The following is a 25,735-nucleotide window of genomic DNA, read 5'->3' as shown; positions in this document are numbered from 1 at the left end:
CATGCAAAACCTGCTTCTGAGTTACTATGGCGACGATCTGACCGGCTCGACCGACGTTATGGAGGCGCTCGAGCTCGGCGGCGTGCCGACCGTCCTGTTCATGCGCCAGCCGGACGAGGCGCTGCTTTCGCAATTTGCGCATTGCCGCGCTCTCGGGCTGGCCGGCACCAGCCGCAGCGAGACGCCGCAGTGGATGGACACGCATCTGCGAGATGCCTTCGCCTGGCTGAAGACCCTCAACGCCGAGATCTGCCACTACAAGGTCTGCTCGACCTTCGATTCCAGCCCGGCAATCGGCAGCATCGGCCGGGCGATCGAAATCGGCCGCTCGGTTTTCCGGCAAGACGGCGTGCCGGTGGTGGTCGGCGCGCCGCAGCTGAAGCGCTACACCGCCTTCGGTCATCTGTTCGCGGCCTATCGCGAAAAATATTTCCGCATCGACCGCCATCCCGTGATGAGCCGCCATCCGACCACGCCGATGGACGAATCCGACCTGCTGATCCATCTGTCGCGCCAGACCAGCCTCGCCTCGGGCCTGGTCGACCTGGCGACGCTGCAGTCCGCGTCGCGGTCGAAAGCATTCGACCGGCTTGTGGAGAATGGCTCAGGTATCGTGCTTGTCGATGTCGATAGCCTGGAAACCCAGGCACTTGCCGGCAAGGAGATTTGGCGCGCTCGCAAGCCGGGCGGTTATTGCGTCGTCGGCTCTTCAGGCATCGAATATGCCTTGCTGGTCGAATGGGCATCGAACCGGATCGTGGATGCCAAATCCGCCTTTTCGCCGCCGGGCGCTGCCGACAGGATCGCCGTGGTCTCGGGGAGCTGCTCGCCGACGACGGAACGACAGATCCGTCATGCTCTGGCCGACGGCTTCGACGGGATCGAGCTCGATCCGGTCGAACTGGTTTCTGAGGCTTCGAACGACGCGATTGCGCGCGCGGTGGCAACCGGCCGCTCCAGGCTACGGGCCGGGCGCAGCGTCATCCTCTACACCGCGCTCGGACCTGCGGCCGACCGCGGTGCAGAAATCGATCTCCGGGAAGGCGCCCGCCATAAGCTCGGCCGCGGCCTTGGCGAGGTTCTCCGCGAACTGACGCTTCAAGAGAAGCTACTGCGCGTGGTCATCGCCGGCGGCGACACGTCGAGCCATGCACTTGGCCAGATGGGCGTCGACGCGCTGACTGTGCGAATGCCGCTGCCGGCATCGCCGGGCTCGCCACTTTGTGTGGCGCATTCAAGCATTAAGGCGATCGATGGGCTGGAAATTGCCCTCAAGGGCGGGCAGGTCGGAACCGACCGCTATTTCTCCACTATTCGCGATGGGGTCGGCGGTTGAGAGCGGGGAATGTCAGGTCAAATCGGTGATGCTCGATCGGGATCGAGGATAGTCACTAGCCGGCAAACCAGAAATCTCAGGCGTTCAGATCAGCGGCAATGCCACTCATCCCGCTATCTGCCCATTGTCCTGCCTGGATGATACTGACGGGCGTAGGCGACACAGGCGTCTACCGTGCTGACACAGAGCGCATCGCGGTTGTTCGGCAGGTTGTTGTCGCCGGCGTAGGCAACCTCGGCAACATGACCGTCAACCATTCGAATTTGCGTGTTGCAATAGCCGCCGGGGGCGACGTTGACGGAACCTCCCAGCGCCGGGACGGGGCCAATGGCCACGGTCGGAACGACAATGTTGAGATTGCCGCGTTGAACGACGCGCTGATAGGTCCAGATCTGGCCGGATTTGCCGACATCGGCAGTGGCGGTCGGAAAGCCGGCGCACATTCGAACGTCCGCCTCGCTAAGGCCGACCATCTCCCTGCGGGCTGCCGCCGCCGTGGCGTCTTCCTTCGCAGTGCTCGACGTGTCGTCGGGCATGACGCAGGAAGACAGGATAGGGGCGCTTGCCGATAGAAGGAGAAAGGCAAGCTTTCGGGTGTGGAAAGATGTCATACCAACTTCGGATTGCACGGGAGCCCCGAATGCCAACCTAGGAAGTGGGCCAATCGAGTCAACCGGCAGAAAATTCACGAAGTCGTTTGGTCCGCCATTCCGCCGCACGCATCTGCTGGAAGAGGTTAAGGCTGCCGCCGTGACCCTCGCGCCCTATCTTCCGCCCTGGGCATCGGATTTCCAAATCCGACCCCTCTTCTTGTCAGATGTACTGGCGCACGGTGCTGTGACTTTGGTTCGGCCGACGGTGTGCTAGTTTCCAGCCAATTGCTCCGGAGACGTCATGCCTATCAAGCTGCAAGAAATCGCCCTCGCTCTTCTGCTGTTGGTTGCCGGAGTTGGGGTGGGTCACGCGGAGACGGCCCAGCGGCCGCCGCCCACAGGCGGGGTTCTCTCGCTCCTGCCACCGCCGCAGACTTCCGATCATTCGATTCTCATAGCCGGACGCACGCTCGATTACGAGGCCAAGGCCGGCACGCTGTCATTGCCGTCCGGCAAAGGCGATATCACCGCCGAGATTTTCTACGTCGCCTATGCACTGCATTCCGGGAAAGAAACGGGACCGGATCCGCGGCGCCCGATCACCTTCGTGTTCAATGGCGGTCCGGGAGCAGCTTCCGCTTATCTTCATCTCGGCGCGCTCGGTCCGCGGGTCCTGGCGACGGCGGCCGATGGAAGTTTCCTGCCGCCGCCGCAGAGGCTGTTCGACAACCCCGACACTTGGCTCGACATGACCGACTTGGTCTTTGTGGACCCTGTCGGAACCGGTTACAGCCGTGAAGCGCCCGGCACGGAAGTACACAGCTTCTGGGGCATCAGCCAGGACGCCGCGTCGATAGGCGCGTTTATCCGACTCTATCTGGCGCAGACGAACCGTACGGCATCGCCTGTCTTCCTGGCTGGCGAAAGCTATGGCGGCTTTCGAGCAGCATTGCTCGCCAGGAAGCTTCAGGAAGACATCGGCATCAGCCCGAGTGGCGTCGTGCTGATTTCGCCGGCGCTCGAATTCACGCTGGTGCGCCCGGACGAGTTCCAGCCGCTCCACTGGGCGCTGGAACTGCCGTCGCTGGCGGCAGTGCGCCTACACAGCGAAGGCGTTTCCGGCCCAGCCCTGCAGGAGCGGCTGGCGGAAGTCGAACGCTATGCGCTCGGCGATTATCTGTCCGCGCTGGCAGGTGGGCTGGAGCAGGGTGGACGCCTGGCGAGCCAGCGTGTCGCCGCAATCACCGGTCTGCCGCTCGATCTCGTCCAGCGGCACTTTGCACGCATTCCCATAGGGCTGTTCGCCAAGGAGTTTGCACGGGCAAAGGGCAATGTTCTCAGCGCCTATGACGGCAACATCGCGACAGCGGACGTGGCGCCAGAGAGCCTGGGAGTCGAGGGTCCCGATCCGGTGCTCGACCGAAGCGTGCCGGCGCTCACCTCCGCTTTCGTCGGCTATGTTCGTGATGAATTGAACTTCCGCACGGATATCAGCTATCGGCTTCTCAACCGTGAAGTCAGCGGCAATTGGGACTATGGGACGAGCGCGACGCGTCAGGGCTATGCGGGTGTCATGGACGACCTTCAACAGGCGCGCGTGCTAAACCCCAGCCTCGGCGTGCTGATCGTCAATGGCTACAGCGACCTGGTGACGCCGTATATGGGCTCGCGCTACCTGCTTGGTCAAATTCCTTCGCTTGCCGGCGCAAAGCCCATTCGCACCGAGGTGCTGGAGGGCGGGCACATGATGTATCTGAGGCCGGATGGACGGGCGGCACTGAAGCAGGCCGCGTCCGAGCTTTACCGAACGACGCAATGAGACGGTTTGCCCAAAAAAGCGCCGGATACGCTGTTCGCCCTCTCATCAGGCCCTAGTTCCATCGCGATTGATCGGTTACACACCTAGGATGGCGTCTTTCAGCGACGTTCGACAACGGATTAGCCGGCTCTCCAGAATCGCGCCACTGGTGCGGCGTGCTGCCGAGCGGGCCATTCGGAACACCAAGCCACACAGGCTGACAAGCCTTGTTGACCGTTGGAATGCGCTGTCGCTGGCAACGCAGTTCCTGCTCGCGGGCGGCCTATTTTCCCTGTCAGCCATGGTGGTGGTGGGGATTTCCGTCACGAACCATATAGAAACCGTGGTCACGCAGAATTCGGCATCCGCAACGGCTCTTTACGTGGACAGCGTTATCGCGCCGCTGCTTCCGGATATGCGCAAGAGCGAAGTGCTCGACGAGAGCGTCGCCCATGCGCTCGATGAAACGCTGGGACAAGGGGCACTCGGCACAAGGCTCGAATCCTTCAAGCTCTGGCGTCGCGACGGAACCATCCTGTATTCGACCGACAAGACATTGATCGGCAAGCGCTTCGAACCCAGCGACAATCTCCGGGCGGCATTCGCAGGCCAAATGGTCTCGGAGTTCGACAAGCTCGACGATCCGGACAGCGAGGCCGAAAGAGCCAGCGGCTTGCATCTCCTCGAGATCTACAATCCGGTGCTGCAGCCATGGTCGGGGGAAGTGGTGGCCGTTTCGGAATTCTACGAGGTCGCCACTGATTTTGAAAGAAACCTGCATCAGGCGCTCATTCGAACCTGGCTGGACGTTGCCGTCGTCACAGCGGCCTTCTTTCTCGGGCTGTCGGCAATCGTGTTCCGTGGCAGCCGCATGATCAGTTCGCAGAGCCGCTCGTTGAAGCAGCGCATTGCCGAGCTTTCCGATCTGCTTGCGCAAAACAGACTGTTGAGGCTGCGGGTGCAGCGTGCCTCGCAGCGTGCCACCGCACTTAACGAACGCTATCTCAGGCGCATCGGTGCGGACTTGCACGATGGCCCCGCGCAATTGGTTGCTCTCGCGGCGCTGGGGATCGACAGCCCCGTCATTGCCGATCCCGCTACGCCGCAATCGAAGCGTGCACAGGAATTGCTGGCCATCAAAGCACATCTGGACGATGCCATGCGCGAGATCAGGAGCATCAGCAAGGGCCTTGTCCTGCCGCATATCGAGCATGCCGAACTGGGTGAAATTCTCCAGCTAGCCGTACGGGCGCACGAAGAACGAACCGGCGTCAAAGTGAGATTATCGATGACCGGCGGCCATGCGCCGTTGTCGCCGGCGGCCAAGATCTGCATCTTCCGCTTCGTCCAGGAGGCGCTGAACAATGGATTCCGTCATGCCGGAGGTGAAGGTCAGTCGGTCGAGAAACATTTCGACGGCGAGCGCGTTTGTATCGAAGTGGCCGACGCCGGCGCTGGCTTTGACCCGCAAATCGTGCGTCCCGAGAGGCTGGGACTCATTGGGCTGCGCGACCGGGTGGAAAGCCTCGGGGGCCAGTTTACCGTGACTTCCTCACAGAGTGGCACAGTCGTAAGAATGGCCCTCAACATCGTTGAAATGGGGCAGACATGACAGTAGCCATCAAGCTCGCCATCGTCGACGACCACCCGCTGTTCAGGGAAGGCGTTGTGCGCACGCTCGATCAGATCGGCGGGTTCGAGATCGTCGGTGAAGGAAGCAGCAGAGACGATGCCCTGCGGATAATCGAAGACCAGCGGCCCGACATTCTGCTGATGGACATCTCGGTTCCTGGAGGTGGCCTTGGCGTGATCGGACCGGCCCTTGAGCGGCATCCGGCACTGAAAATTGTGATGCTGACCGTTTCGGAAGAAAACCAGCACGTGATGACCGCGTTGCAGAGCGGGGCAAGGGGCTATGTTCTGAAGGGGGTCGGGTCGAGGACGTTGGCTGCGATCCTGCGCACGGTAGCGTCGGGCGAACGATATGTCTGTCCACAATTGTCGGCGCGCCTGTTGGCCGATCTCTCGGCTCAATCAAAAGAGCCGGCGAAAGCTGACGGACTTGCCGACCTCACCAGCCGCGAAAGGGAGATCCTGACGCTGGTTGCCGCGGGACTGAGCAACAAGCGGATCGGGCTTCGGCTGAACCTGCATGAAAAGACGATAAAGCACCACATGACGCGAATCCTGGCCAAGCTCAACGTCAGCAACAGGACCGAAGCCGCCATGACCTTGCGCGATGCGACTGAGCGCCGGCATCCGCCTGTTCGCGATCATGCTTGAGCCGAAATTGCCGCACAGCGCGGCCATGTGAACTGGCCCTCAGTTGATCATTCCAAGCAACCTGTCCCGATCGGAACGCGTCGCCAGGCGCCGAATGATGGTGCGGCCCTCGGCATCCCGCATTTCATATTGGTCGCTGTCGATGCGCTCGCTGAGGCCGTTCGAATGCACCACGCCAATGCTCGGGCCGCTCACCTCGACCCGGTCTCCTGTGGATGCGTTGACAAAGAGTTTTGGCTTGCTATCGGGGTTTACCGCAGGGGCGGGATCAGGGAGATTGTCGTCCTGCGACTTTGCTTTGCCCTTGCCGGCACCAGCGTTCGAGTTCGAATTGCCGGAGTTTCCACCCGAATTGCCCGAATTGCCGTTCCCATTCCCGTTCCCGTTCCCGCCATTGCCGTTGCCGTTCCCGCCATCTTTGGCCCAGGCAGCCTGCGGGCCGAGCGGCTGCGATGATCCATCGAACACGACGCGATAGGGGCTTACGACGAGAATGAAGGTCAAGACGACTACAGAAATGCCGACACGACGTCCTCGTGAAGATCCGGTCCTTCGTTTCCGGGTCGTCATCAATGAACTTGCCAGTCGCATGTCGGAACTCCCCTTAATCATACGGCTCTGTCGTACTGCCTCCTGTTCGAATTCGTACAATGGTTTGCGTCCGGAACGTCAAGGCCCACCAGTCCCACGATGGTAACTGGTGGGTCTCGCTAGCGCAGGAAGGGACTATTTACTGCGCAAGCCTTTTGCCTTCCCGTGGTTGCGTCTCTCCGCGATAGCGCCGAGTTCCCACTGTCAGCCAACAATAAATCCAATGGCCGCGATCCCGAAACACAGGCCAAATAACGGAAAAAGCAGCCAACGTGCCTGGTGAATGCTCGGGTCCATGGCGGCCTCCTGTAACAGTCGGCATCGCAACGGGGCTCCTCGGAACTCAGTTCCTGAAACTCTCGCATTTCGGGCTTTTGCGATAGCAGCCTCGGACCAAAGTTTGGCTGTGCGGGTCCTTGGTCGATAGGCCTACAGACTGAAGTCCCTATGCCAGGAGCCACCCTGCATTCGGCGACCTTTGTGTCCAACTGGCAGCTGCGATCCACCGCCCCCTTCGAATGCTTTGCGTTTCTGGCTCTATGGCAGCAACGCCGTTGGTCTACTGCCGCATCGTTGAAACGCCACCAATACAGACCCATATGCGAATTGCGCCGGATGTCTCCTCCCATTGCGTCCGGCGCGTTCCCCTCTGGAGGTTATAGACCTTCACACTTGGCCGGGCTTAACAGTCCGGCCTTTTCTTTTGGCATTTTGCGCAATCCGCCTGACGGCCCTAATTTGCGAGACACCGGTAAAATCGATTTGCAAATGCATTCATGTGCTCATAACCTGTCACCATGAGCACGATTTCCAAAGTTGCTACGCGAGCGGGCGTGTCGCGCACGACCGTGTCGCATGTCATCAACCATGCGGACCGGGTATCGAAATCGCTGCGTGAACGCGTACAAGCGGCGATCGACGAACTCGGCTACACGCCGAACCCGCAGGCGCAAAGCCTGCGCACCGGCCGCACCAACATCATCGCGATGCTGATCCCGGACATCCGCAACCCGTTCTATCCGGAGCTGGTGAAAACGGCGCAGTCGACGCTCGAAATGGTCGGCCTCGACATGCTGATCTTCAACACCGACGTGCCGGGCGGACATTCACAGGATCACGGCCGCGAGTATTTGCGCCAGATAGGGCGCAAGCGGGTCGACGGCGTCATCGTTGCCGACTTCGCGCTGCACGGCATGCACAGCGAACTGCTCAGCCTCGATCTGCCCGCCGTCTTCATCGGCCATCTGCCGAACCATGCTGTCGACAGCGTCCAGCTGGACGATTTCGGCGGCGGCTATCTGATGGGCGAGTATCTGGCGAAGAGGGGCCATCGCCGCGTCGCCCATGTCACCGGGCCAGCCTTTTTCAAGGAGGCGATGGCGCGTGCCGCCGGCTTCGAAAAAGGGCTCGCCGACAATGGCGTGCCAATCTCCGCCGATCTGCGGTTCGAGGGAAGCTATCTTGCCCCGTCAGGGCGGGAAGCGGTCACCTGGCTCAGGGAGAAGCACGGCGGAAACCTGCCGTCGGCGATGTTCTTCGCCAATTATCTGATGGCCTCCGGTGCGCTGACCGAATTCTACGACCATGGGATCAATATCCCTCAGGATATCGCCATCGCAGTCTTCGATGACCTGCCTCAACTGGAATATGTCAGGCCGAAGCTGACCCGTGTCGGCAACAGTCCGACAATGCTTGCCAAGCGCGCCACGCAAATGCTGCTCGAGCGGCTGGGTGGCAAAGTCGAGGGCGCGCCGCGCACCGAAGTGATCCCATGCGTGTTGAGCCCATTCGACAGCGCGTGACGCCAGATGCCGGCAAAGGGAACGGAGGTCCCTTCGCCAACGTTCGACCGAACAACATCCAAGGGAGGAATTGATGACTGACAAAACGACCCGCGACCGGCCATTGGCCAGCCTGAACCGCCGTCGGCTGATCCAGGGCGGCGCCACTTTCGCTGCCGCCGGCCTCACAGGCTTCCCGTTCATCAACAGGATGGCCGTGCGCGCTCAGGAAGCGCCGCTGAAATTCTGGCAGTTCTATGCGCCTGGGGGAGACGTGAAGCCGCAGGTCCAGTGGTTCGAGAAGCTGGTGGCCGACTGGAACGACGGCCACGACCAGAAGGTCGAGCTCGAATATGTCGTCAACAGCGAATACATCTCCGGTTCCAAGCTGGCAACGGCCTTCGCGTCGGGCGAGGGCCCTGACATCTTCCTCATCAGCCCCGGCGATTTCCTGCGTTATTACAATGGCGGCGTACTTGCCGACCTGACGCCGCATATCGAGGATGCCGCCAAAGCCGATTTCCCGGAAAGCGTCATCGCCAACCGCATGGTGGACGGCAAGATCTACGGTGTGCCGATGGAAGTCGAGCCGATGGCCTTCTACTATTCGGTCAAAGCGTTCGAGGATGCAAAGCTCAACGAGAACGACGTGCCGAAGACCTGGGACGAGCTGTTGGCGGTCGCCAAAAAGCTGACGACGCCCAGTCGCTACGGCGTGCTGTTCGAAACGACTCCCGGCTATTACCAGAACTTCACCTGGTATCCGTTCCTGTGGCAGGGCGGCGGCGAATTCCAGGGCAAGGACGGCAAGAGCGCCTTCGATTCGCCGGCCACCGTCCAGGCGCTGAAACTCTGGCAGGATGCCATCAATACCGGCGTGGCGCCGCGTCAGGTGGTCGGCGGCGGCTTCGACATAGTCGCCAATCTCGGGGCAGGGCTGTGCGCCATGCAGAACTGCGGCATCTGGGGCATTTCGGCGATGGACAACAACGCCAAGGACGTGCCCTACGGCATCTTCAAATTGCCGACACCGGCCAATGGCAAATACGTCACCGTCGGCGGTGGCTGGGCCTTTGTCGCCAATGCCGGAGGCAAGAACCCGGATGCTTCCGCCCAGTTCTGCGCCTGGGCGCTGGCCTCAATGGATCCGGCATCGATCGACCGGGTCGTCAACTGGTGCACTGTCGCCAAGAGCGACATGCCGCCGCGCAACAGCGCGCTGAAGGCCGGCGCCGATGTCTTCAGCACCGGCAAGTTCGGCACCTTCGCCAAGGAGATCCATCCGGGGACGCGCGCCGAGCCGCGGGTTCCGCCGGAGGCCTACAAGATCATCTCCGACGCCATCCAGTCGGCACAGCTTGGCGGGGTTGATACCCAGCAGGCGGCGACGACGGCCAGTCAGCAACTCGATGCGTTCCTCGCTTCCTATTCCGGCGCGCCGATCCTTTAGGCCCTTTCCAGCATGGATCAGATGAAACCGCCAGCCGCGGGCGCGAATTCCGCCCGCGGCCTCACCGCCAAGCAAAGGGAGCGCTGCGCCGCATGGCTGTTCGTCCTGCCCGATGCGGTTGGCCTGCTGGTGTTCGTCGGCGTGCCGATGCTGCTGTCGCTCGCCGTCGGGTTCTTCGAGGTCAACGGCTTCGGCGGCTACAGGTTCGTCGGGTTCGGCAATTACAGGCGCATGTGGGGCGACCCGCTGTTCTGGTCGTCCGTGAAGGTGACGGTAGCTTATGCCGTCATGCTGGTGCCGGCGCTCTACGTCGCCGGACTGGGACTGGCGCTTCTGGTGCAGAAGACCAACCGCTTCAACGCGGTCATGCGCTCGATGTTCTTTGCGCCGCAGATGGTCAGCCTGGTCGTGGTGGCGCTCGTGTGGCAGCTCATGCTGGTCGAAAAGGTCGGCATCGTCAGCCGGCTGGCGCCGCTCGTCGGCCTCGGCGGAATTTCGCTGCTCGGCGATCCAAATCTGGCGCTGTTCACGCTGGTGCTGGTCAGCGTCTGGTTCCTGATGGGTTTCTACATGCTGATCTTCCTCGGCGGGCTCCAGGACATCCCGGCAGAGTACTACGAAGCCGCAAAGATCGACGGTGCCGGGCCGGTGACAAGCTTCTGGTACATTACTTTGCCCTTGCTCAAGCCGACCAGCTTCTTCGTCCTCCTGGTCTCGCTCGTCGCGGCTGTCGCCGGCGGCCAGGTCTTCGACCTGATCTATGTGATGACCAAAGGCGGGCCGGTCAATTCGACCTCGGTGCTGATCATCTACATCTACAAGCAGGCGTTCCAGTTCGGCGCCTTCGGCTATGCGTCGGCAATGGCATCGCTGCTGGTGCTGGCGCTGATGCTGGTCACGGTCTTCTTCTTCGTGCTGACGCGCGGCGGACGTTTCGAGCATGACTGACGGCCGAACTCCTTCCGGCCGTTCGCAGATACGAGCGGCGAGACTTGCCTGGATGCTGGCAACCGCCGCACTTGGCCTGATGACGGTATTCCCGCTTGTCTGGATGCTGGTCATCTCGCTCAAGCCGGCGAGCGACGTCTTCACGCCGAGCCTCATTCCGGAACGCCCGACGCTCGGCAATTTCCTCTATGTGCTGACCGAGGTGCCGTTCCTGCGCTATCTCTTCAATTCGTTCTTCGTGTCGGCGACGGTGACGGTTGCTGCGCTGTTCTTCCATTCGATGGCGGGCTATTCGCTCGCACGGCTGCGTTTTCCGGGCCGCGACATTCTGTTCCTCGCCATGTTCTCGACCTTCCTGGTGTCGCTGCCAGTCATCATCGTGCCGCTGTTCATTTTGACGCGGACGCTGCACATGCTGGACAGCTATGCCGGGCTGATCATTCCGGCGATCTTCAACGCGTTCGGCATCTTTCTGCTCAGGCAATATTACCTGTCGCTGCCCAGGGAACTGGAAGAAGCCGCGATCATGGACGGCGCCGGCTACTGGCGCATCTATTGGAGCATCATCCTGCCGCTCAGCCGGCCGATCCTGTCGGCACTGGCGATCCTGTTCTTCCTCGCCAACTGGAACGCTTTCCTGTGGCCGTTGACGATCACATCGGACCTCAACCTCTGGGTGGTGCAGGTAGCCATTGCGAACTTCAAGAGCCAGTACGCCGCCGCCTGGAATTATGTCATGGCCGCCTCGACCATCGTCGCCGTGCCGATGCTGGTCCTCTTCGTGATCTTCCAGCGCCAGATCATGGAATCCATCAAGACAAGCGGCCTGAAATAACCGCTGAAGCAAGAGGAGAAACACATGGATAATGCCGGCCTGTCGCCGCTTCGCGGGCTCGCCAAATTGCGCGACGCCAAAACCCGCCGGTTCTCAAGCTACGACCGCACCGGCGGCAATGACGACCGGCTGCACATTGAACCCGGCCAGACGGTGGTGATTGCCGAGCATGACGGTGCCGGCATCGTCACGCATATCTGGGCGACGCTCGCCTGCGAGAGCGAGGCGTTCCTGCGCAAGATCGTATTGCGCGCCTATTGGGATGGTGAGGCACATCCGAGCATCGAAACGCCGATCGGCGATTTCTTCGGCATGGGCCATGCCCGCACCCGCAATTTTGCCAGCCTGCCGGTGCAGGCAAGTCCAGAGGATGGCAAGGCCTTCAACTGCTACTTTCCGATGCCGTTTGCCAGCCACATGCGCTTCACCGTCACCAATGAGGCTGAGGACGACCTGCTTTTCTATTACTATGTCGATCTCGAACTGCATGAGGAACTCGAGGAAGGCCTGGGCCGCTTCCACGCCCAATACAGGCAGCAGCGACCTGACGGCATAGACGAGACGGGGCTGGCCAACGAGCAGGTCCTGTTTGGCGGGGAAAACACCGACGGGAACGGCAACTACACCATCCTGGAGGCGGAAGGTCACGGCCACTATGTCGGCGTGCTCTATTCCGTCTATTCGCGGCGGCGTTCCGCACTATGGGACTGGTATGGCGAGGGCGACGACATGATCTTCGTCGACGGCGAGCCGGGCATTTCCGTGCCGGATACAGTGCGCAAGCCCGATCCGCGCATCGGACCGAAGGCCGAACTGATCGACGATCGCGGCGAGACCGGCCCCGGCGTCAACGATGCCTGGCCGCCGACGCTGCACGGCACCGGCACGGAAGATTATTTCAATACGGCATGGTGCCCGACACAGGACTACAGCGCGCCCTATCACGGCATCATCGCCGCCGGCGGGCCGAACTGGACCGAGCCGGTTACGCTCTATCGCTGGCACATAGAGGACCCGGTCATCTTCCACAAACGCATCCGGGTGACCATCGAGCACGGTCACGCCAATCGCCGCTCGGACGACATTTCGTCGGTCGCCTTCTGGTATCAGGCCGAACCGCACAAACCGTTCGAAGCGCTTGTCGATGTCGAGGACCGCATCCCCACCTATCGCGCGCCTTATCACAATTGGAATGCCGCCTTCGACGAGAAGAGGCGTTAGGCCGGGATGCGTTCGAATTGAACCGTGCATCCCGCGCTATCTGTGTCGGGGCACGACCCTGCCGCAGCGTGCCGCCTCAGCTGCGAGGTGGAAGTTGCTGGACAGACCAGGTGTTGTCGTCGGGATCCTCAAAGAAGACAAATCTGCCCCAGGGAAAATCCTTGATATCGCTGACCTCGATACCTTGAGCGGCCAGGTACCGGTGAGCCTCATCGATATCGGGCACGACGAGTTGCAGGCCCTTATGGATCCCGGGGGGCTGTCGACGAGGCCCTTGCCCATGGCAATCGAACAGGCCGAACCGGGCGGCGTCAATTGCACGAAACGTATCTCGTCGCTTACGGTGTGGTCGTGATCGAGATGAAAGCCGACCTTCCCAACATAAAAGGCAATTGCTCTATCGACGTCCGATACGGGGACCGGGACCAGCTCCAGCTTCCAATCCATGACAGCCCTTTCGCAGCTTGATCGCCAAGTGGTGCCGAACACCGTGGGCGCCATCCCGCCATCTTCCCAATGCCATTGTCGGCGCGGGCCGCTCAGTCAGTCAAGAGATACCCGGGCTCGGGCAACGTGAGGACTGGTCTCATTGCTGAGACGGCGTTCGGAACCGATGAGCACAAGCTCAGTTAGGCGGAGGACAACCACCTTTCGGATCAGCAAGGCCGACTTTAATGATCGGAACGCAGGCGCCGAATACAACTGTGGGAAGGTTGAACGGGCGTCGTTGACGCGCGAAGGGATTGCTTGGAAGCGACGCTCGCCGAAGCTGGCGAGATCGTCGGACGGCGAAGCCGAAGCGCAATTATGCCGTGAATGCCTACGATTCGGCCTGCCTTCTCCTTGCCGCGATCAAAGACGCCAGCACTGTATCCAAGGGGACATCCGAGCCGGCGCGACGTTCTGGCGGCGGTGCACAATATCCGTTTCAAGGGAATCGCTTATCGCGAGCCCGTTCGGTGGGATGAAAAGGGTGACAATCTGGCCGCTGTGACTGCACTCAACGGGTGGAAAACGGCCGCTTCCGACAGATCGCCGAAATCCAGCAGATGCAGAGTGTCGAGCAGACCTGACGCCGACAGGCTCTCCGACCGAACCGGTTTCCGCCGCTTTGCCAGGACGATTTTCACAGGACCACGAAACAATAATCTCCGGTCGCCGTTTCGCCCGCAGAACCTTTCGAGGAGGCGACGATGAGCGCAACCGGCTTGGATGTTTTCGACAAAACGCTGCAAATAACAAACATCTGGCTTGACGAGATCATGGCGGATCTTGGTCCGGATCGACACGTCGCCTGGCATACATTGGGCGCCGTTCTGCGAACCCTTCGCGACAGGCTGCAGATCGGACTGGCGGCCAAATTGGGAGCGGAACTGCCGCTGCTCGTGCGCGGCGCCTACTATGATCGCTATCGGCCCGCCGACATGCCCGACAAGACACGCTCGCTCGAGAAATTCCTGCAACACATCGCCGATGAATTGAAATCGACCCGTCCTGTCGATCCCGAGGATGCGGCACGCTCTGTGCTGCGTGTGCTTGCACGGCATATCGACCTTGGCCAGTCGGCAAAGGTGCGGGATGCGCTGCCAAAGGAAATCCAGGTCCTCTGGCCTGAAAGCGTGGGCGTCAAATAGCGGCGATCCTGCTCATGCGGACGCGCGACGGACCAACTGCCACGAAACGCTGAAAAGGGTAGGTATTGCGCCCGGTGTTGCCGAGATCAATGAGATCAGATGATCGGCAAGATGGTCGTAGTGGGCAGTTTCGGGGCCGATTGTCGTCAATGCCGGATGACTGAATTCGCCCTCGTCGATATTGCCGCAGCCGATGACTGCAATGTCGCCGGGCACGGAGAGGCCGGCCTCCTCGAATGCGTGCAGGGCGGTCACGGCGGCAAGATCGGATTCGACGAAAAGGGCGGTCGGCCGATCCTTGCGGGCGGCCAGCGCCGTAGCATTGGCAAACGCAGCCTTGCGCGCCTCTGCACCGCCGATCACCAGGTCGTCTCGCAGCGGAAGGCCGCGTGCTTGCAGGAAGCTGCCATAGGCGGCGAGACGGCTCCCGTCCACAGCTTGCTCATGCACCATATAGGCGATGCAGCGATGGCCGGCTCGGTAGAGGTAGTCGAGTGCCTCGAAGACGGCCCTGCCGGTATGCTGGCGCACAACCGAGAAGCCTGCCGGCTCGATGGTCGGATGGAAGATCACCGCTGGCCGGCCCGCGGCCGCCAGGCGCGCGGCCAAGACCATCACCTCGGGCTCGGAGAGATGCTGCCAGTCGGCGATAATGCCGTCTGCCAGCCCGCTCTCGATTTCCCTCACGATCCGGTCGGTTCGCTCGAAGGTGTCTCCCGCGGTGATAATTGTCGAAAATCCCCTCAGCGCCGCTGCAGATTGGATATCCTGCGCGATCCGGTCGCTGAACGGCACGCCGAGACGAGGCAGTACAAGGCAGATTCGCTCGGCCTGCTGGCGGCGCAGCTGCCGCGCGGTGCGGTTTTGCACGTAGTTGAGCTCAGCGACGGCCTCGAGGATGCGCTGCCGCGCCTCCTTGCCGACGAACTTCAGGCGCGTGCTGTCGCCGCTGAGCAGGTACGACACGGCAGCGGTCGATACATTGGCGCGCCGGGCGACATCGGCCATGGTCGGCGCCTTTCTGCGATCGGAACTTCTCTCGTGCATTGTTGGATCCGCTGCGCGACATGACATGATCAGCTGTCGCTCAGCCGGATTTCATTCCAGCTTCCATGCCCGGCGGCAAGGATCTCGGGCCTTGCCTCGCCGGCCTCCTCCATCAGGGCAACGATGCGGCCTCGCAGCCATGCACGCGTCTCTGCGTGATCGGGCGAAGCTATGAGATTGGTTAGTTCGTTTGGATCGGCATCGAGGTCGTAGAGCCTCGCCTCGACATAGAAATCGCTGCCGGAATCCCGCCAGCCGTCTTTTCCCGGCGCCTCGACCTCATATTTCCACCGTCTGGTGCGCAACGCGCGGCCGACATGGTGCTCGCTGATTTGAATGAATATCTCGTCGCACGGCGGCCGTTCGCCCTGCAGCGCGTCGAGCAGCGAGACGCCCTGCATCGAATTGGGCACTTTCAGGCCGGCCGCGGCGAGCAGGGTCGGCGCGAGATCGACGAGGCTGACTAGGCCTTCATATGTGCCGATGCGCTGGAAGCCGGGGCCGTGGAATAGCGTCGGCACGCGGATCGACGCCTCATGACAGGAACGCTTGTATTCGTTGTTGCGGGTCTTGAAGTGACATCCGTGGTCGGAGGTGAAGAGGATGATCGTGTCGTCAAGCCGGCCAAGGCTGTAGAGCGCCTCGATCAGCCGTCCAAACGCCTCGTCGAGGCGCGCGACCATGCCCAGATAGCCGGGGAAATGTTCTGCTGTCGTGCCGCCAAGTGCGGCGAGATCGCCGGGAATGGCGAGCTTCTTGCGGATCCTGTCCTCGTATCCGAGCGGGGCAGGGTAGTTGTCCGTCTGGTTCTGGTGATGCGGCTCGAGGAAGGACAGGAATAGAAAGAACGGCTCGTCTTCCCTCGATGCGACATAGCGGATTGCAGCGTCGGTTAGGGCATCGACGCGGTATCCCGGCAGCTTCACCGCCTTGCCGTCATTGTCGTGGACGACGGTGTCGAAGGGGCCGGACGTGAACTCCAGGATGTTGGAGGCCAGCCAGTAGCGATAGCCGCCGCGTTGTTCCTGGGTGACCGGCTCGGCGGACCCCAGGTGCCACTTGCCGATGTAGGCGGTGTCATAACCTGCCGCGGTGAAATGATGCGCGAGCGTGCGCTCGCTCTTAGGCAGCGGGATGTCGTTGCGGTAGCAGCCGGTGATGGTCGGGTACCGCCCCGTCTGAAAGACGGAGCGGGCGGGGCCGCAAACGGGCTGGCAGGTAAACGAATTCGCCAAGAACGTGCCGGTCCCGGCGAGGCGGTCGAAATTTGGCGTAAGCTCGAGCGGATTGCCATGGACACCAACGGTATCCCAACGCTGCTGGTCGGTGAAGAAGACGATCACGTTCGGTCGGCGGGACGTCATAGGGTGCAATAACTCCGAATGGTCATTTCATGCCTGCCAGCATCACGCTGCGGACGAAGTAGCGCTGCGTGAAGAGGAACAGCAGCAGGCTCGGGATGAAGAGAATGATCCCGCCCGTCGCCGTCAGGTTCCACTGGGTGAAGAATTCCTGGTTGAAAAGCGTCAGTCCCGTCGTGATCGGCCGCATTTCGGTGGTGTTGACGGCGACCAGCGGCCAGAGGAATTCGTTCCACTGGAACACGAAGGTGAGGAGGGCCAGCGTCGCCAGTGCCGGACGGACCTGCGGCAGCACGATGCGCCAGTAAAGGCCGAGTTCCGAGCAGCCGTCCATCCGTGCAGCGTCAAGCAACTCGTCGGGAATCGGACGGATGAACTGCCGCATCAGGAAGATCCCGTAGGCGCTCATGGCGAATGGAAGGATAAGGCCCTGATAGGTGTTGAGCCATCCCATCCGCGCGGTGAGCACATAGAGCGGGATCATGCGGATGAAGAATGGGATCATCAGCGTCGATAGCACCGCGACAAACATGACGCGCTTACCGGCGAATTCCATCTTCGCGAAGACGTAGCCGATCAACGGATCGAAGATCAGATGGAGGAAGGTAATCCCGCCGGCGATGATGAAGCTGTTGAGCGTGAAACGCGCGAACGGCGCCTTCTGCCAGATGTCGATGTAATTCGTGAATTGCCACGTCTCGGGGATCAGAATCGGAATGCCGCTGAAGACGTCGGCATCGCTCTGCAGCGACAGCGAAAGCATGTAGAGGAACGGAAAGATCGACAGCGCCACGCAGAAGAGCAGCAGTAGGTAGGACGGGAGCGTTTTTGCGAATGTCATGCCAACCTCAATAGGTGGTTTCGCGGTTGAGCAGGCGGAACTGAACGAAGGTGATGGCCAGGATCAGCAGGAACATCAGGAAAGACAGCGCCGAGGCGTAGCCGATGTTGAGCTCGAAGAAGGCTGCCTCGAACACGTGTAGGCTGAAGAACCGCGTCGCGTCGGCCGGTCCGCCCTTGGTTATCAGGTAGGCCGGCGCCAGCTCCTGCAGCTGGCTGATCGTGCTGACGACCGCGATGAACAGCGTGGTCGGCGTCAACAACGGCCAGGTCAGATAGCGGAATTGCTGCGTCGGCGTGGCGCCGTCGATGGATGCGGCATCATAGAAGTCGGACGGGATCGACTGCAACGCGGAGAGGTAGATCAGCATGGCATAGCCGACATCCTTCCACACCGTGATGGCGATGAGGGTCGGCAGCGCGGTCGAGGTGTCGCCGAGCCAATTCTGGGTCGGCAGCCCAACCTCGGCAAGGAAGCTGTTCAAGATGCCAGTGTAGGGATCGAGAATTGCCTGCCACATCAACGCGACGATCACGAAGGAGGTGATGTAGGGAAAGAAGATGATTGCGCGGATCAGAGTGCGCCCCGGGATCGGCCGGTTGAGCACGACCGCCAGTCCGAGGCCAATGGCGATGCTGGCCGCGGTGACGCCTATCGCGAAGGCCAGCGTCACGAAGAGCGACTGCCGAACGCGCGCGTCGCCGAGGGCAGCAACGTAGTTGTCCAGTCCGGCGAATCGGCTCTCGCCGATCAGCGGCTGGCCGCTGTACAGGCTCGCCCAAAACTCCAGTCCTATCGGATAGAAGAAATAGACCGAGAAATAGAGGATTGCTGGCGACAGCAGCAGGTAAGCGAGAAGCGTTTGTCTGGTGCGCCGGCTGAGGCGGGCAGCTCGCCGGGTCGGCATCGCGCCGACGCGAATGTCCGTATCGGCCGTATCGGTGCTGCCGCTGACGATCATCGGCCTAGTTGTTGGCCAGGATGACGTTGGCCTCGGCCGCGAATTTCGGCATGATCTCGGCTGCTGGCTTCTGATTGTAGATGATATCCTCGAGCGCACTTTGCAGAAGCTTCTCGATTCGCGCGTGCTTGCCGGTGAGGCGCAGCTCGGCGGTGACGTCTTGCGCGTAAGGCAGGCATTTGCTGAAGCTGCCGATGACCGGATCGGCCTGAACCTCGGCGTTTTCGGCCCAGGATTTGCGCGGCATCGTCATGCCCGCTTCCTTGGTAGCCGCTAGTTCCGTGTCGAGCGCGACGAGCCGCTTCAACAACTCCCAGGCCTCCTTCGGGTGCTTGGCGTCCTTAGGGATCATCACGCTGACGCCGCCCGCGAACGTCGCCTGCACCTTGTGCTTGAGTGATGGCGCAACCGCCCAGTTGAGCTTCGGGTTGCCCGAGCGGATCGGCTTCACGTCCCACGGACCGGTTATGATCATTGCGACCCGGTTGGCCGTGAACAGCTTTTGCGGACCCTCATAGTCAGCACCCGCCGCCGGCTTGGTCGCTGCTTTTTCCTTGTGGATCAGGTCGGCGAGGAACTGGATCGCTTCGATCGCCTCAGGACTGTCGAGATTGACCTTGTTTGTCTTGGGATCGTAATAGCTTACGCCGTTCTGCAGCAGCCACGACGAATAATATCCGATGCTGGGGTTGGGAGCGAAGCCGAAGCGGGCGCCGGTCGTCGTCGCCTTGGCAACCTTCAGGAACTCCTCCCAGGTCGCAGGCGGCGCGTCGAAGCCCGCCTGCTTAAGCATATCGACGTTGTAGACGAGGGTGGCGCAGGTGAGGTGGATCTGGACGCCATAGTACTGGTCGCCGAGTTTGTTGCGCTCGACGGAATAGGCTTGCCAGTCGTCGGGATAGCCGATCGCTTTGCCGTCTTGTTCGATGAAGTCGTTCAGCGGCCGCAGCAGATTCCGCTGGCCGAATTCCTGCACCCAGCCGCCGGGTTCGGCGACGAGATCGGGCGGGCTCTTCGCAGCAAAATCCGCCACCAGCTTGGTGCGCATATCTGGCCACTGGAATTTCTCCCACTGCACCGACCATCCGGGATGATCGGCCTCGAACTTTGCTATTGCATCGGCATAAGCTTGATAGGCGTGGCCGGCGTTCCAATAGAGCGTCAAGGTCTCGGCATGGGCCGCAGTCGCGGTCGTCAGGGCCACGCCCAAAACCATGCCGTGCAGGAATCCGACTGACTTGTAGCGGCTCATCTTGGTCTCCTCCCTGGTTTGCCACCCGCCTTCCTCACAACGGATGGCGTCATATTATTCGATTAATATACCCGCTATACCGCAGTTTTTGTCAAGCTCCGACTGTAATGCAGTGCATAGTTCTGGCCGAACTCGGGCGGAGCTATCTACAGCGCGCGATGGCGAAGTTGCTTCCGGTACCCGGTATGGACGATCGCGGCCTAACCTGGAAAGATCGTGAAACCGCCATCGACGCGGATTACCTGCCCGTTGATGAAGCGCGCGCGCGGACCGGCGAGGAAGGCCACCGCTTCGGCGATCTCTTCAGGCTCCGCATACCGGTTCAGCGATTTCTTGCTCGAATCCATGCGCTGCGGATCGACCACGCGGCTCGCCTGGAACCGTGCCGTCTTGGTGGCGCCGGGGCTCACCGCATTGACGCGTACGCCATCGTCGATCAGTTCCTTGGCGAGGCAGCGCGTATAATGGACGACAGCCGCCTTGAGCGTCGAGTAGACCACCTCGGGCGAACATCCGATATGCGCTGCCGCCGAGGCGATGTTGATCACCGAGCCTGAGCCACGCTTGACCATCGGCGGAACGAATGCCTGGCAGACCAGCATCGTGCCGATGAGGTTGTTCTCGGTTAGAACCTTGATGTCTTCGTAGTCGATGTCCAGTGCGTTGTTGGGATTGGGCTTTACGCCCTTGGCGCCGATGTCGCCGCCGGCGCAGTTTACCAAGACGTGCACGTCGCCGAGCTCCGCCTCGATCTTCCTCTTCATTTCCGCGACAGCTTGCTTGTTTCCGATGTTGCCCGTGACCGCGGTGATGCGCGTCCCGTGCTTCTCCAAGCCCCTGGCAGAGTCGCCGAGGTCCGCGAATTCGCCATATTGGGATGGCCGGGCCCAATCGAGGTCGTGGACCGCGACGTTTGCGCCAAGTTCGGCCAAGCGGTCGGCCATCACGCGGCCGAGGCCGCGTCCCGAGCCGGTGACGAAGGCGGTCAGGCCGCTGAGTTCTCGGGCAGTCATGCTGATTTCTCCATTGCAATGAAATCGAATTTCATCATGTTGGCGGCGCTGCGCCGGATCATGTCGAGCTCGTACGAAACGAGCGCACCGTCATCATCGCGCTCCCATGGCGTGCGGTAGTCGGCGTCGTTCGCAAGGCGGTTCAGGCGCGCAGCACTCAGGCAGGCCGCGAATTCGCGGGCGGTCTTCGGCGCATATCCGTTCCACCAGTCGTCGGTGAGACAGCGAACGTGACGGGCCTCCAGCGCGCCGGGCTCAAGCACCGCCGTCAGCGTGTCGTGGTGCTCGCCAAGGATGGCTGCCAGTTCGGCGAAAGGCACGGCGCCGTCGCCGATCGCGCAGCGGACCAGGCGGTAGCCCTCATCCGTGAACTGGACGCGATAGTCCTTGAGGTGAACGTGGCGGACATGGGGCGCGATCCGGCGCGTGAAGGCAAGCGGCGCCTCGCCGACAGGAAAGGTGTTGCCGGTGTCGTAGGTGATGCCGACACCCGGCCCGCCAAGTTCGCAGAACGCAACCAGTTCGTCGCTGCCGAAGTCCTGATGGTTCTCGATGCCGAGCACGCGTCCCTCGGCCGCCGCACGCGGCCCCCATTCCGTCAAGGCAGCGCGAATCGTTGCGTTGAACTCGCTCCATTTCGGACCCCACGCATTGCGGTCGCCGCACAGGACAGGCGTCAGTGCGATACGGATCGCCGTCGCCTCGAGCAGGCGCGCAGCCCGGAAGGCGGTGTCCAGCGGACCTGCCACCAGCAGTCCGCCGCTCACCACCGGGACGATGTCCAGCGCGGCAAGACGCCTGCGCAGCGCGACGATTTCGGCGTCAGTCAAGTCGGTCAACCAGGGTTCGTAGATCTCGAGCGTGCGTGCGCCCAGTTCCTGCCCCAGCGTGATGAAGCCTTCCAGCCCCGCGCCGTCCGGATTGTGCCGCGGCGTGCCGCGGCCCTGCAGTCCGAGATAATAGGTCAGTCCGTAGGGGTTGAGGCCGAGACGAAGCATCAGCTTGGCGGTTCCAATGGAGAGCGGAGCGGCGTCACTAGCGCAGACCAGCATCGACGGTAATGGACTGTTTGGTGATCATGCGGCTGTCGTCGGCTGCCAGGAAGAGCACCGTGCGTGCAATCTCCTCGCCCAACAGGACGCGGCGGATCAATTGCCGCTGCACCGTCTGGTCGACTGCCTCCTGCGTCTTGAACCACAGCTCGCGCTGCCGCTCGGTCATGACGGCGCCGGGTTCGATCGCATTGACGCGGATGTTATCCGGTCCGAACGACCGCGCCAACGCACGCGTCAGCGCCACCACGGCCCCCTTGGCGGTGGCATAGGCCACCATCTGGTCCGCTCCGAACCGCCAGGCAATGGAGGAGAAGTTTATGATCGAGCCGAAGCCGAGTTCCTTCATATGCGGATGCACTGCCTGCGCGGCGAAGAAGTGATGCCTCAGATTGACATCGAAGCTGCGGTCCCAATAGTCGGCCGTTACCGCGTCGATGGGATGGCGCTGATCATTGGCTGCGTTATTCACCAGGACGGCGACCGGACCAAGCCGCGCGCGCACGCCTGCTACCGACGCCTTTAGCGCATCGACGTCGGTCACATCGCAATGGAGATATAACGGAGCCTGCCCGGCGGCACCAGCGAGCTCGCGCACCAACGCCTCCGCTGGTTCGTCCTGCACATCGAGAAAGGCTATCCGGGCGCCGTTCGCCACGAAGGCGCGGACCATATCGGCGCCAATGCCGGAGGCGCCGCCGGAGATCAGCACGACCCGATCGGTCAAGCTTGGATAAGTCGCGAATTGTACGGACATCAAACTACAGAAGCGCCTTGGTTGTTGGATCGAACAGACAGGCGCGCGACATGTCGATGCCGAGCGTTATCGTCTCGCCCATGACGGGAGCGTCATCCGGCTCGAAACGGCCGGTGATCTCCAGGTCACCCAGCCTGAGCACGGCAAGCGTCTCGGCCCCGGTAGGCTCGACCAATTCGACCGGCGCCTGCATGGACGCCACAGCAGGTTTGCGCGACTTCAGATCGGTCGTGAAACGGTAGATGTGTTCCGGCCGGATACCGAGCACGACGTCCTTTGGCGCACCGGCGGGCATCGGCGCGGCAAGGGCGAGGCTGGCGTCGCTGCCGTCAGCGGCGCGTACCGAGATGCTGGTCGAGCCCGTAAGCCGGGCGGGAATGAAATTCATCGCCGGCGATCCCATGAAACCGGCAACGAACATGTTGGTCGGCCGGTCGTAGATCCGCTTCGGCGTGTCGAACTGCTGTACCGAGCCCTGGTTCATCACCGCAATGCGGGATGCAAGCGTCATCGCCTCGACCTGATCGTGGGTGACATACACCGTGGTCTTGCCGACGCGATGGTGAAGCTTCTTGATTTCGGTACGCATGTCGACGCGCAGCTTGGCGTCGAGGTTGGACAAGGGCTCGTCGAACAGAAACAGCTTCGGGTCGCGCACGAGGGCACGCCCCATCGCAACGCGCTGCCGCTGGCCTCCCGAGAGCTGGCCGGGCTTGCGTTTAAGCAGCTGTTCGATCTGCAGGAGTGCGGTAACCCGCTGGACAGCTTCCGCCTGCGCCGCTTTTGGCACGCCGCGGCTCTCCATGCCGAAGGTGATGTTCTGGCGCACCGTCATGGTGGGATAGAGGGCGTATGACTGGAACACCATCGCAATATCGCGGTCCTTGGGTTGCACCGAGTTCACCAGCCGGTCGCCGATCCATATCTCGCCCGACGTGACGGTTTCCAGTCCGGCGATCATGGCGAGCAAGGTTGATTTGCCGCAACCCGACGGGCCGACAAGGGCGACGAATTCTCCGGTCTTAGCCTCGAGATTGATGCCGGCAAGAATCTCGAGCGAGCCGTAGCTCTTGTGAAGGTTGCGGATCATCAACGCGGACATGGGCGACGCCTCATTTTATGGCGCCCTGGGTGAGGCCGCGCACGAAGTATTTTCCACCAAACAGATAGATCAGCAGCGGAGGCAACGCGCCGATCAGCACGGCTGCGCTCATCACATCGTAAGCGCGTGCGGTCGTGCCGCCGGCCGTGAGCGCGACCAGTGCCGCTGTGATCGGCTGCTGCTGGCCCGATGTGAAGACGACGCCGAACAGATACTCGTTCCAGATGCCGGTGAACTGCCAGATGACGGTGACGATTAGGATGGGCGGCGACAGGGGCAGGATGATCTTGCGGAAGATCCGCCAGAAGCCGGCGCCGTCGATGCGTGCCGCCTTGATCAGGTCGTCCGGTATGCTGACGTAGAAATTGCGGCAGAACAGGGTGGTGAACGAGATGCCCTGGACGATGTGGATCAGCACCAGCCCATATGTGGAATTGGTCAGGCCGAGCTTGCCGAGCAGGAACGCCCACGGCATCAGCGAAATCTGGCCGGGCATGAATACGCCGAGCAGCATCAGATTGAAGATCAGTTCAGAGCCCCTGAAGCGCCATTTGGAGAGGATGTAGCCGTTCATGGCGCCGAGAATGGTCGAGATGATGGTGGCGGGGATCGTCATGGCCAGGGAGTTGAAGAAATTGCGCTTCATTCCCTCGCAGGTACCGCTGACGCAGTAGGATCCCCAGGCCTGCGCCCACGCATCGAACCGGAAGCTGCGCGGTACGGAGATGAGGCCGTTGCGGGCAATCTCCGACTGCTCGCGCAATGAGTTGAAGATCACCACCAGCAACGGCACGAGATAAACGACCGCGAAAAGCGTCAGCACGGCATAGACAAGGAAGCGGCTCCAGAAATGCCGGCGCGTGGCAGCGGCTTCTTCCGGATCAAAACGGGCATTAGGCGCAATTTCAGCCATTGCGGCCCTCCGCTCGCCGGCGCCAGACGATCCACAAGGAATACGGCACCAGCACCACCGCGACCGCAGCGAGCATCATCATCGCCGCGGCGGCACCTTCGCCGATTTGGCCGCGCTGGAACATCAGGTCGTAGACATAGATGGCGGGGAAGGTGGTGGACACACCTGGGCCGCCTCGCGTCAACGCCGCCACCAGGTCGAAGGTCTTGATGGCGAATTGTATCTGAATGACCGCCACCGCCAGGAATATCGGGGCGATGGTTGGCAGGATGACCCTGCGATAGGTCCGGAAAACCGACGCGCCGTCGATTTGCGCGGCCTTGACGAGATCCGGATCGACCGACCGCAGACCGGCCAGGAAAAGTGCCATTGCGAAGCCGGACGACTGCCAGATACCGGTTATGATCACCGCATAGATCGCAGTGTTGCGGTTGGCCGTCAGGGCGAAGCTGAAGTCGGTCCAGCCAAGCCCGCGAACGAAGGCCTGGATACCGTCGACAGGATTATAGAGCCAACTCCACACCGTACCGGTGACGATGAAGGACACCGTCAACGGGTAGAGAAAGATGGTGCGCCAAACCGCCTCGCCGCGGACGCGCTGGTCGATCGCGATCGCGAGCAGCAGGCCAACGGCCATCGAGCCAACGATATAGAAGCCGCTGAACAGGAAGAGATTGGTATAGGCGATGTTCCAGCGCCGGTTTGCCCAGAGCGAAGCGTAATTGTCCAGGCCGACGAACCCATAGGTCGGCAACAGCGACGAATTGGACAGCGAGATGTAGAGCGTCCAGAGCGTGAAGACGAAAACATAGATGAAACTCGCCGCTATCGACGGCGCCAGCACCAGAATGGGCACCATCGTGCCAAGGCGCTCGCGCCACGGACGGGCCGCGGCAGCTGCGGCTGGTACAATCAGATCATGGGTGGACATCGGGCTGCTCCGGCGAGGTCTGGCCGGGAGCTTCG

Annotated in this window: 24 protein-coding genes; 10 read left to right on the top strand and 14 right to left on the bottom strand. The window is 61.6% G+C overall.

The window, feature by feature from the left end; genetic code table 11:
• Position 1: 1 nt before the first annotated feature.
• Positions 2-1,336, top strand: coding sequence for a four-carbon acid sugar kinase family protein (locus NKI24_RS00495; protein ID WP_352742774.1), 1,335 nt, complete (start codon positions 2-4; stop codon positions 1,334-1,336).
• 113 nt (positions 1,337-1,449) lie between these two features.
• Here NKI24_RS00495 and NKI24_RS00490 read toward each other — a convergent pair whose 3' ends face one another.
• The gene (locus NKI24_RS00490; protein WP_352448144.1) at positions 1,450-1,947 is read right to left on the bottom strand and encodes a hypothetical protein; all 498 of its coding nucleotides are present in this window, start codon (positions 1,945-1,947) and stop codon (positions 1,450-1,452) included.
• A 283-nt stretch (positions 1,948-2,230) separates the two neighbouring features.
• Here NKI24_RS00490 and NKI24_RS00485 point away from each other — a divergent pair, with 283 nt between their 5' ends.
• From NKI24_RS00485 to NKI24_RS00475, 3 genes are all read left to right on the top strand, one after another.
• Complete coding sequence (locus NKI24_RS00485; protein WP_352448143.1) at positions 2,231-3,748, top strand: S10 family peptidase; 1,518 nt, start codon at positions 2,231-2,233, stop codon at positions 3,746-3,748.
• A gap of 148 nt (positions 3,749-3,896) precedes the next feature.
• Entirely contained in the window at positions 3,897-5,339 is a 1,443-nt protein-coding gene (locus NKI24_RS00480) for a sensor histidine kinase (RefSeq protein ID WP_352742771.1), read from the top strand.
• Complete coding sequence (locus tag NKI24_RS00475; RefSeq protein WP_352448141.1) at positions 5,336-6,010, top strand: LuxR C-terminal-related transcriptional regulator; 675 nt, start codon at positions 5,336-5,338, stop codon at positions 6,008-6,010. The genes NKI24_RS00480 and NKI24_RS00475 overlap by 4 nt, the downstream gene beginning before the upstream one ends.
• 39 nt (positions 6,011-6,049) lie before the next feature.
• Here NKI24_RS00475 and NKI24_RS00470 read toward each other — a convergent pair whose 3' ends face one another.
• Positions 6,050-6,661: a hypothetical protein gene (locus tag NKI24_RS00470; RefSeq protein WP_352742769.1), complete on the bottom strand. Its 612-nt coding sequence runs from the start codon at positions 6,659-6,661 to the stop codon at positions 6,050-6,052.
• A gap of 737 nt (positions 6,662-7,398) precedes the next feature.
• Here NKI24_RS00470 and NKI24_RS00465 point away from each other — a divergent pair.
• The 5 genes from NKI24_RS00465 (at position 7,399) to NKI24_RS00445 (ending at position 12,836) form a co-directional block, all read left to right on the top strand.
• On the top strand, positions 7,399-8,403 hold the full coding sequence (locus NKI24_RS00465; protein ID WP_352448139.1) for a LacI family DNA-binding transcriptional regulator: 1,005 nt from the start codon (positions 7,399-7,401) through the stop codon (positions 8,401-8,403).
• Between the two features lie 73 nt (positions 8,404-8,476).
• Positions 8,477-9,832, top strand: a complete 1,356-nt coding sequence (locus NKI24_RS00460; RefSeq protein ID WP_352448138.1) for an ABC transporter substrate-binding protein — start codon at positions 8,477-8,479, stop codon at positions 9,830-9,832.
• Between the two features lie 21 nt (positions 9,833-9,853).
• Positions 9,854-10,780 (top strand): carbohydrate ABC transporter permease, encoded by a 927-nt coding sequence (locus tag NKI24_RS00455; RefSeq protein WP_352448137.1) that lies wholly within the window; start codon positions 9,854-9,856, stop codon positions 10,778-10,780.
• Positions 10,773-11,615 carry a carbohydrate ABC transporter permease gene (locus NKI24_RS00450; protein WP_352448136.1) on the top strand — a complete coding sequence of 281 codons (843 nt, stop codon included), beginning with the start codon at positions 10,773-10,775 and terminating at the stop codon, positions 11,613-11,615. Before NKI24_RS00455 ends, NKI24_RS00450 begins: the two co-directional genes overlap by 8 nt.
• 24 nt (positions 11,616-11,639) lie before the next feature.
• On the top strand, positions 11,640-12,836 hold the full coding sequence (locus NKI24_RS00445; RefSeq protein ID WP_352448135.1) for a glycoside hydrolase family 172 protein: 1,197 nt from the start codon (positions 11,640-11,642) through the stop codon (positions 12,834-12,836).
• Positions 12,837-12,912: 76 nt separating this feature from the next.
• Here the strand turns inward: NKI24_RS00445 and NKI24_RS00440 are convergent, their stop codons facing one another.
• Positions 12,913-13,131, bottom strand: a complete 219-nt coding sequence (locus NKI24_RS00440) for a VOC family protein (RefSeq protein ID WP_352448416.1) — start codon at positions 13,129-13,131, stop codon at positions 12,913-12,915.
• 898 nt (positions 13,132-14,029) lie between these two features.
• Here NKI24_RS00440 and NKI24_RS00435 point away from each other — a divergent pair.
• The gene (locus NKI24_RS00435; RefSeq protein WP_352448133.1) at positions 14,030-14,470 is read left to right on the top strand and encodes a DUF2267 domain-containing protein; all 441 of its coding nucleotides are present in this window, start codon (positions 14,030-14,032) and stop codon (positions 14,468-14,470) included.
• Between the two features lie 12 nt (positions 14,471-14,482).
• Here NKI24_RS00435 and NKI24_RS00430 read toward each other — a convergent pair whose 3' ends face one another.
• The 11 genes from NKI24_RS00430 to NKI24_RS00380 all read right to left on the bottom strand — a co-directional run bounded on the left by NKI24_RS00430 (position 14,483) and on the right by NKI24_RS00380 (position 25,700).
• Entirely contained in the window at positions 14,483-15,478 is a 996-nt protein-coding gene (locus tag NKI24_RS00430; RefSeq protein ID WP_352742764.1) for a LacI family DNA-binding transcriptional regulator, read from the bottom strand.
• Between the two features lie 68 nt (positions 15,479-15,546).
• On the bottom strand, positions 15,547-16,881 hold the full coding sequence (locus NKI24_RS00425) for a sulfatase family protein (RefSeq protein ID WP_352448131.1): 1,335 nt from the start codon (positions 16,879-16,881) through the stop codon (positions 15,547-15,549).
• Between the two features lie 22 nt (positions 16,882-16,903).
• Entirely contained in the window at positions 16,904-17,719 is an 816-nt protein-coding gene (locus NKI24_RS00420; protein ID WP_023675500.1) for a carbohydrate ABC transporter permease, read from the bottom strand.
• Between the two features lie 7 nt (positions 17,720-17,726).
• On the bottom strand, positions 17,727-18,680 hold the full coding sequence (locus NKI24_RS00415) for a carbohydrate ABC transporter permease (RefSeq protein WP_352448130.1): 954 nt from the start codon (positions 18,678-18,680) through the stop codon (positions 17,727-17,729).
• Between the two features lie 4 nt (positions 18,681-18,684).
• Positions 18,685-19,932 carry an ABC transporter substrate-binding protein gene (locus tag NKI24_RS00410; protein ID WP_352454143.1) on the bottom strand — a complete coding sequence of 416 codons (1,248 nt, stop codon included), beginning with the start codon at positions 19,930-19,932 and terminating at the stop codon, positions 18,685-18,687.
• Positions 19,933-20,132: 200 nt separating this feature from the next.
• Positions 20,133-20,945, bottom strand: coding sequence for an SDR family NAD(P)-dependent oxidoreductase (locus NKI24_RS00405; protein WP_352742761.1), 813 nt, complete (start codon positions 20,943-20,945; stop codon positions 20,133-20,135).
• Complete coding sequence (locus tag NKI24_RS00400; RefSeq protein WP_352742759.1) at positions 20,942-21,943, bottom strand: sugar phosphate isomerase/epimerase family protein; 1,002 nt, start codon at positions 21,941-21,943, stop codon at positions 20,942-20,944. The genes NKI24_RS00405 and NKI24_RS00400 overlap by 4 nt, the downstream gene beginning before the upstream one ends.
• 37 nt (positions 21,944-21,980) lie before the next feature.
• Positions 21,981-22,754, bottom strand: coding sequence for an SDR family NAD(P)-dependent oxidoreductase (locus tag NKI24_RS00395; RefSeq protein ID WP_352454144.1), 774 nt, complete (start codon positions 22,752-22,754; stop codon positions 21,981-21,983).
• A 4-nt stretch (positions 22,755-22,758) separates the two neighbouring features.
• A complete protein-coding gene (locus tag NKI24_RS00390; RefSeq protein ID WP_352741944.1) occupies positions 22,759-23,856 on the bottom strand; it encodes an ABC transporter ATP-binding protein in 1,098 nt (365 codons plus the stop codon).
• A gap of 10 nt (positions 23,857-23,866) precedes the next feature.
• Positions 23,867-24,769, bottom strand: a complete 903-nt coding sequence (locus NKI24_RS00385; protein ID WP_352741943.1) for a carbohydrate ABC transporter permease — start codon at positions 24,767-24,769, stop codon at positions 23,867-23,869.
• Positions 24,762-25,700 carry a carbohydrate ABC transporter permease gene (locus tag NKI24_RS00380; RefSeq protein ID WP_352742756.1) on the bottom strand — a complete coding sequence of 313 codons (939 nt, stop codon included), beginning with the start codon at positions 25,698-25,700 and terminating at the stop codon, positions 24,762-24,764. The genes NKI24_RS00385 and NKI24_RS00380 overlap by 8 nt, the downstream gene beginning before the upstream one ends.
• Positions 25,701-25,735 lie beyond the last annotated feature (35 nt).

Source organism: Mesorhizobium sp. M0701, from assembly GCF_040320365.1.
Classification (GTDB): domain Bacteria; phylum Pseudomonadota; class Alphaproteobacteria; order Rhizobiales; family Rhizobiaceae; genus Mesorhizobium.
Note: the sequence above shows the minus strand (reverse complement) of the source record. Positions and strands in the feature narration are given on the sequence as shown.